8 protein-coding genes are annotated in these 6,386 nt (G+C 71.6%); 6 read left to right on the forward strand and 2 right to left on the reverse strand.

All coding sequences use genetic code 11. From position 1 onward, the window contains the following. From D7Y13_RS36470 to D7Y13_RS46055, 6 genes are all read left to right on the forward strand, one after another. On the forward strand, window positions 1-750 hold a 750-nt coding region (locus D7Y13_RS36470; protein ID WP_147452581.1), incomplete at its 5' end, for a DnaJ domain-containing protein. A 72-nt stretch (window positions 751-822) separates the two neighbouring features. After that, a complete protein-coding gene (yhbY, locus tag D7Y13_RS36475) occupies window positions 823-1,179 on the forward strand; it encodes a ribosome assembly RNA-binding protein YhbY (protein ID WP_120533385.1) in 357 nt (118 codons plus the stop codon). A 130-nt stretch (window positions 1,180-1,309) separates the two neighbouring features. Beyond that, the gene (locus tag D7Y13_RS36480; RefSeq protein ID WP_244222422.1) at window positions 1,310-1,582 is read left to right on the forward strand and encodes a hypothetical protein; all 273 of its coding nucleotides are present in this window, start codon (window positions 1,310-1,312) and stop codon (window positions 1,580-1,582) included. Beyond that, the gene (locus tag D7Y13_RS36485; RefSeq protein ID WP_120533383.1) at window positions 1,579-2,466 is read left to right on the forward strand and encodes a hypothetical protein; all 888 of its coding nucleotides are present in this window, start codon (window positions 1,579-1,581) and stop codon (window positions 2,464-2,466) included. Before D7Y13_RS36480 ends, D7Y13_RS36485 begins: the two co-directional genes overlap by 4 nt. A gap of 147 nt (window positions 2,467-2,613) precedes the next feature. Beyond that, entirely contained in the window at window positions 2,614-3,495 is an 882-nt protein-coding gene (locus D7Y13_RS36490; protein ID WP_147444296.1) for a TraB/GumN family protein, read from the forward strand. Window positions 3,496-3,649: 154 nt separating this feature from the next. Then, window positions 3,650-4,768 carry an alpha/beta fold hydrolase gene (locus D7Y13_RS46055; protein WP_158620369.1) on the forward strand — a complete coding sequence of 373 codons (1,119 nt, stop codon included), beginning with the start codon at window positions 3,650-3,652 and terminating at the stop codon, window positions 4,766-4,768. Here D7Y13_RS46055 and D7Y13_RS36500 read toward each other — a convergent pair. Together D7Y13_RS36500 and D7Y13_RS36505 are read right to left on the reverse strand one after the other, a co-directional pair. Continuing rightward, on the reverse strand, window positions 4,746-5,930 hold the full coding sequence (locus tag D7Y13_RS36500; protein ID WP_120583659.1) for a metallophosphoesterase: 1,185 nt from the start codon (window positions 5,928-5,930) through the stop codon (window positions 4,746-4,748). The genes D7Y13_RS46055 and D7Y13_RS36500 overlap by 23 nt on opposite strands. Window positions 5,931-5,997: 67 nt before the next feature. Continuing rightward, window positions 5,998-6,386: Uma2 family endonuclease (locus D7Y13_RS36505; protein WP_147452582.1), on the reverse strand; the 389-nt coding region annotated here is incomplete at its 5' end.

A 6,386-nucleotide genomic window follows, 5' to 3' on the forward strand; every position in this document is an offset into this window, starting at 1 on the left:
GGCCCTGGCGCCCGCTCCGGTCCGCCCGTCGTCGGTGCTCCGGCCCCGGCGGCGTCCGCCACCGCGCCCGGCTCGGACGAACTGCCCGCGCTGCGCACGCTCGCCGCGGCCCTGAAGGAACAGAACCACTTCCAGCGGCTCGGCCTCACCGAACAGACCGACGGCGGCGCGGTGAAGGTGGCCTACTTCCGCATGGCCAAGCTCTACCACCCGGACACCCTGCCCCCGGGCGCGCCGCCGGAGTTGGAGAAGCTCAAGGCGGAGGTGTTCGCGTACATCGGCGACGCCTACCGGACGCTCACCGACGACAAGAGCCGCGCGGCCTACCTGGAGGAACTCAAGAGCGGCGGCGGCGACGGCGTGGACATCCAGTCCATCCTCCAGGCCGAGGAGCTCTTCCAGAAATCCTGCATCCTGGTGAAGGCGCGCAAGTACCCCGAAGCCGTGAAGATGCTCAACGACGCCATCGCCCTCAACGCCGAGGAGCCGGAGTTCTTCGCCTGGCGCGGCTACGCCCGCTTCCTCGCCTCCCCGGACAAGAAGGCCGCCCAGCCAGAGGCGTTCCGGGAAATCCAGGCTGCCATCAAGAAGAACGAGCGCATGGCCCCCGCCCACTACTTCCTGGGCGTCATCGCCAAGCTGAGCGGCGACGTCACCGGGTCCCTCAAGCACTTCAAGCGCACGGTCGAGCTGCAACCGGACCACATCGACGCGATGCGGGAAGTCCGCATGGCGGCCCAAAAGAAGTAGGGTGCGCCCCTTTTCGCCGGTCCGGGGCCTCCAGAGGCCCCGTCACCCGCGCCCTTCTCAAGGAGACATCCCATGCCCCTCACCGGGAAAGAACGCCGCCACCTGCGGGCCCTCGGCCACCACCTGGAGCCGGTGGTCCTCGTCGGCCAGTCCGGCGTCACCGAGGGCGTCATCGCCGCCGTCGAGCAGGCGCTGAACGACCACGAACTCATCAAGGTGAAGATCAACGAAGGCCCGGACGGTCGCCACGAAGTCGCGGACCGCATCGCCGCGGACACCGGCTCGGACCTCGCGCAGCTGCTCGGCCGCACCGCCCTCTTCTTCAAGCGGCGCAAGCTGAAGTCCCGTTTCGAGGACGTCCTCAAGGGCCCCCACGAGCCCAAGCCCGTCGCCAAAACGGCCGACGAGAAGAAGCCGCGCCGCCGTTAGTCGCACCGTTTTCCGGAGGTCGCGGGGAATACAGACCGGCCCGAGCATTTTGTGCGGGCTGAAGCACCGCCGGACCCTCGCGCCGGTCTGCAACAGTCCCTACGCTGTGGGTCTCCCCCAGGAGGTGACGTTGCAGACCCCCTCGTCCGTCCCCCCCACCGCGTCAGGTTGGCAAGACGTGCTGATGCGCCACCTGGAGCCGTTGCTGGGTGGGTTCACCGCGAAGATGGCCATCCAGACCGCCTCGCTGCGGGCCCTGAAGCGTCCCCCCGAACAGGTGGGCGTGCAGGAGCTGCCGCAGTTGCTGGAGGGCCTCAAGCCCATGCTGAACACCTTCATCGGAGCCCTGCACACGAAGGTCATCCTCTCGGAGTTCTCCACGGCCATGGAGAAGCTGCGATGAGCGCCTCCCCTTCTCCGGGCCGCACGTCCGGGTCGGTGGTTCCCTGGCTGGGCGCCGTCGCGGTGCTCCAGCTCATCCACCTGGCCTCGGTGGCCACGGCCCTCCAGGACGCGCGCCGGCTGGCGCTCGTGGGGGACGTGGCGGGCTGGACCGTGGGCCTGCTCGCGGTGCTGGGCACCCTGGCGGCGGCGCTGTCGTTCGCGCCGGGCGACTACCTGCGCCGCGTGTGGGGCCTGCTGACCGTGGGCGCGGGGCTGTCGCTGCTCAGCACGGCGCTGCGCAGCTACTGGATGCACGCGGTGCCGGACGTGCCGTTCGTCGACTCGCCGCTCTTGCCCGTGCGCATGGTCGTCGTGGTGCTGGCCAACGTGAGCACCACGTTCGCGCTGGTGATGCTGGCGCGCACCTACCAGCAGTCGGGCCTCCAGCCTCCATCCAGCCCGCGCGCGACGCTGCTCTGGGCGGTGGCGGCGGTGTCCGCGCTCGTCGTGGGCGGGCCCGCGCTCGTCACGGCGGTGGGCCACCTGGGCCGGGGCTTCGCGGCCACGTGCACGGCGGTCATCGCGCTCGCGTCCACGCTGGCGGACATGACGACCATCCTGCTCGTCGCCCCCATCCTGCGCGTCGCGTACATGCTGCGCGGTGGGCGGCTGGCCTGGGTGTGGTGGGCCATGGGCGTGTCCGGCGCGGTGTGGCTCTTCTACGACGCGCGGGAATGGCTGGGCATGGTGCTGCCCGGCAACCCCACCGAAACGGTGGAGCTGCTGCGCACGCTGCGCACCTCCGGGCTCGCCATGCTGGGGCTCGCCGGGTGGTTGCAGCGCTCCGCACTCGCCGCGACCCAACGCGAGTCCCGCGCCGGGGCCGCCATCTCCACGAGCTGATCCAACGCGCCGCGTCCGCGTGACGCACGAAGCCGACGGCCCGCTTCCGGTACGCCCGGGGCGGGCCGTCCTCTTTTCACCGCCCGCGCGGCGCGTGGCTTGGGTCAGACTGCGACCTTCCTGGTCTCTCCAAGGAGATGCCTCTCCATGCGAATGTCCCTGGGGTCGCTGCTGGCGGTCCCCCTCATCCTCGGTGGTTGCAGGTCGGCGCGCGAAACCCCGACGGCGCCCGTGGCCCAGGCAGCGCACACGCGCGTGGACTGCGGTCCCGCCATCCCCGGCATGGAGGCGGTGCTCAAGCCCGCCGCCTTCGTCGTGCTGGGGGAGATCCACGGCACGCAGGAGGCCCCCGCCTTCGCCGCGCGGCTCGCCTGTCACGCGGCGTCCTCGGGACAGCCGGTGCGGCTGGCGCTGGAGCTGCCCGTGGCGGAGCAGGCGCGCCTGGAGGCCTGGTTCGCGAAGACGGACGCGACCGCCCAGCAGCTCACCGACAGCGACTTCTGGCGCCGTGAGGTGCAGGACGGCCGGAGCAGCGAGGCCATGAAGCAGCTGCTGGAGCAGGTGCGGGACTGGCGCCACGCGGGACTGCCCCTCCAACTGGTGGCGTTCGACGCGGGCGGCAAGGAGCGGGATGCCACCATGGCCGAACAGCTCCGGCAGGCGCGCAGCGAGGCACGCCAGGACACCTTCATCGTGCTGGTGGGCAACCTGCACGCGCGCCGCGACGTGGGCGCGCCCTGGAACCCGTCGCTGGAGTTCATGACGCACCGGTTGCTCGTGTCGGAGCCCGGGCTGGTGTCGCTCGACGTCGCCAGGACGGCCGGCTCCGCGTGGGTCTGCCGGGGCATGACGGCGGACACCTGCGGGCAGCAGGCCCTGCGCGGCGTCGGCACGGCGCAGCCGGTGGGCGTCGTGCTCCAGAAGAGCGTGGACGACCCGGATGGCTACGACGGCACCTGGTCCGTCGGAGCGATGAGCGCTTCGCCGCCCGCGCTCGGCGCCAGCACGGCGACGCCCGCGCCTCGGTAGAGGGCGCTGTCGGGGCCCCCGGGTGCGTCCCGGACGGGCCCCGGCCACGCCGTGAAGTGTCGTCTTCCCGCACCCCGGCCGCCGCGCGGTGGCCGGGCTGTCACGGGCCGGGCTACACGTCGGGCACCAACTCGAGGGAAGAGGATCCACCACGATGCTCGCACGCACCTGGCGCGGGGTGACGAAGGCGGAAGACGCCGACGCCTACCTCACCTATCTCCACCAGACGGGCCTGACGCACTACCGCCGCACGCCGGGCAACCTGGCCGCGTACTGCCTGCGCAAGGTGGAGGATGGCCGCGCGGAGTTCCTGCTCGTCACCCTCTGGGAGTCCATGGACGCGGTGAAGCGCTTCGCGGGTGACACGCCGGAGCGCGCCATCTTCTTCCCGGAGGACGACCGCTACCTCATCGACCGGGACGTGCACGTCACCCACTACGAAGTGCCCTTCGCGGAAGGCCAGGCCTTCGTCGGCCACCGCGTCCGCTTCGAGGACTTCCGCGTGGCGGGCCCGTCCGGAGACCTGCGGCTGGTGGACACCGGCGGCGGTGGGAAGTCGCTGCCCGTCGTCTTCGTGCACGGGCTCGCGGGCAATGCCTCCCACTGGCAGGCGCAACTGGAGCACCTGGCCGCCGCGGGCCGCCGGGGCATCGCGCTGGAGCTGCGCGGCCATGGCGGCTCCACGCTGCCGGAGCCGGAGGACTACGCGCTGGAGTCGCTGGCCGGGGACATCGGGGGCGTCGTGCGCGCCCTGGGCCTGCGCCGCTTCGTGCTCGTGGGGCACAGCATCAGCGCGGGTGTGGCGCTGTCGTACGCGGGAGAGAATCCCCGGCAGGTGGCGGGCCTGTTCCTGGTGGATCCGATGACGGACGCCCGGCGCATCCCCGACGCGCAGCGAGACGCCTTCCTCGCCTCCCGTGACGCGCCCGACGTGGCGCAGGCCCTGCGGCAGGACTGGGCGGAGTCCGCGGGCACGCGGGCGGACGTGCGCGAGCGGCTGCTGGCGGACCTGGAGGCCACCCCGCTCTCCGCGGTGGTGGCGACCCAGCGCTCCTGGGCGAACTTCGATTTGACGGCCGCGCTCGGGCGCTACCCGGGCCCGAAGTTCTCGCTCGTCGCGCCGGACAACGACATGCCGCGCAGCCTCCACCGGCTGGCCGAGGGCGTTCCCCACCAGGTCGTGGAGGGCGCCGGACATTGGATCCAACTGGACCATCCGGACGCGGTCAACGCGGCGCTGGACGCGTTCCTCACGAAGTCAGCACCAGCTTGACGAGCTCCGGGGGACTGCCCAGCCGCATCGGCGGTCCCCAGAAGCCGCAGCCCCGGCTGACGTAGAGGTGCGAATCGCCCTGCTGGTAGTGGCCGGCGGAGTGCTCCCAGCGCAACCCGATGAGGGCCGTCATGGGGAACAGCTGGCCGCCGTGGGTGTGTCCGGAAATCTGGAGGTCCACGCCCTGCTGCGCGGCGACCTTGAAGTTGGCGGGCTGGTGCGCGAGCAGCACCGCGGCGCGCTCCGGGTCGCGTCCCGCGAGCGCCTTCTCCAGGTCATAGCCTTTCTGGCCCAGGCGTCGCGCGCCGTGCCAGTCGTCCACGCCCACGAGGTCGAACGCGCCGCCTGCGTCCCCGATGCGCACGTGCCGGTTGCGCAGCGAGGTGATGTCGAGCGAGCGCAGGTACGCCACCCACGCATCGGCGCCGGACGCGTAGTCGTGGTTGCCGGTGACGAAGAAGCGCCCGTAGCGCGCCTGGAGGTTGCCGAGCGCCGCGACGTGGCCGCCCAACCGGGGCACGGAGCCGTCCACCAGGTCTCCGGTGATGGCCACCAGGTCCGGCTTGAGCGCATTGGCTCGGCGCACCAGCTCGTCCATGAAGCGCCGCTGGATGAAGGGACCCACGTGCAGGTCGGTGAGCTGCACGATGCTCAGGCCCTCCAGTGCACGGGGCAGCCGGGGGATGCGCACCACCAGCTCCGTCACCTCCGGGGCCGTGAAGGCGCGCCAGCTCCCATAACCGGCGAGCCCCCCACCCAGCGCGAGCGCACCGCCCGCGGTCGCCTGGGAGAGGAAGCGGCGCCGGTCCGCATCCACGGTGGGCGCGGGCACGGACGCGCGGGCCGCGTCAGGACGCAGACGACGGCCCAGCCACATCACGGCCCGGGCCACGTCGAGCCCGGCGAGCGCGAGCACCAGACACAGCGCCACACCCATCCACGAATAGGACACCAGCTCCACGACATCGCCAGGGGCTTCTGGAAGCGTGCGCTCCAGGTAGCGACGGGCCACCAGCACCAGCGTCATGCCCCCCAGCGTGAACGCGGCGATGAGCCGGAGCACGCGGCGCGGGGTGAGGTTCCACACGAGTCGCCGGAACAGGTACAGGTGCCCCAGGAGGGCCGCCAGCGCGATGAGCAGTGAGAACGGAGACAACGGCATGACGCCAAGCCTCCCGCGCCCCGTGCCTCCGCGCACCTGAATCCGTCAGCGCCCGGCCGCCTGCTGTTCACTGCGCATCCCAGATGAACGGCAGGTCCAACTCCATCGCGTCGAAGGGCTCCGCCCGAACCGGGGCGGTCCCTGTGTGCGTGAGGAGCAGCGTGTACCGACCGTCCACCAGACCGAACACCTCCAGCGTGAGCGTCGTCGGATCCATCAACCACACATGCCGCACGCCCTCGCACGCGTACACGGGCAGCTTCGCCTCCCGGTCCAGCTTCCGCGTGGAGGGCGACAGCACTTCACAGACCCAATCAGGAGCCAGCGTGAAGGCCGCGACACGGGGAACACGTGGCATCCGCTCGATGCGCCAACCCACGATGTCCGGAACCAGCACGTCTTCGCGCAGGTGCAGCTCCGGCTCGTCCAGGAACACCCAGCCCCCAGGGCCACCCC

Source organism: Corallococcus praedator, assembly GCF_003612125.1.
GTDB lineage: Bacteria > Myxococcota > Myxococcia > Myxococcales > Myxococcaceae > Corallococcus > Corallococcus praedator.

Bases quoted from the DNA above. Each gene is read 5' to 3' on its own strand.
- D7Y13_RS36485 (WP_120533383.1), top strand. From the start codon at position 1,579: ATGAGCGCCTCCCCTTCTCCGGGCCGCACGTCCGGGTCGGTGGTTCCC.
- yhbY (WP_120533385.1), top strand. From the start codon at position 823: ATGCCCCTCACCGGGAAAGAACGCCGCCACCTGCGGGCCCTCGGCCAC.
- D7Y13_RS36490 (WP_147444296.1), top strand. From the start codon at position 2,614: ATGCGAATGTCCCTGGGGTCGCTGCTGGCGGTCCCCCTCATCCTCGGT.
- D7Y13_RS46055 (WP_158620369.1), top strand. From the start codon at position 3,650: ATGCTCGCACGCACCTGGCGCGGGGTGACGAAGGCGGAAGACGCCGAC.
- D7Y13_RS36500 (WP_120583659.1), bottom strand. From the start codon at position 5,930: ATGCCGTTGTCTCCGTTCTCACTGCTCATCGCGCTGGCGGCCCTCCTG.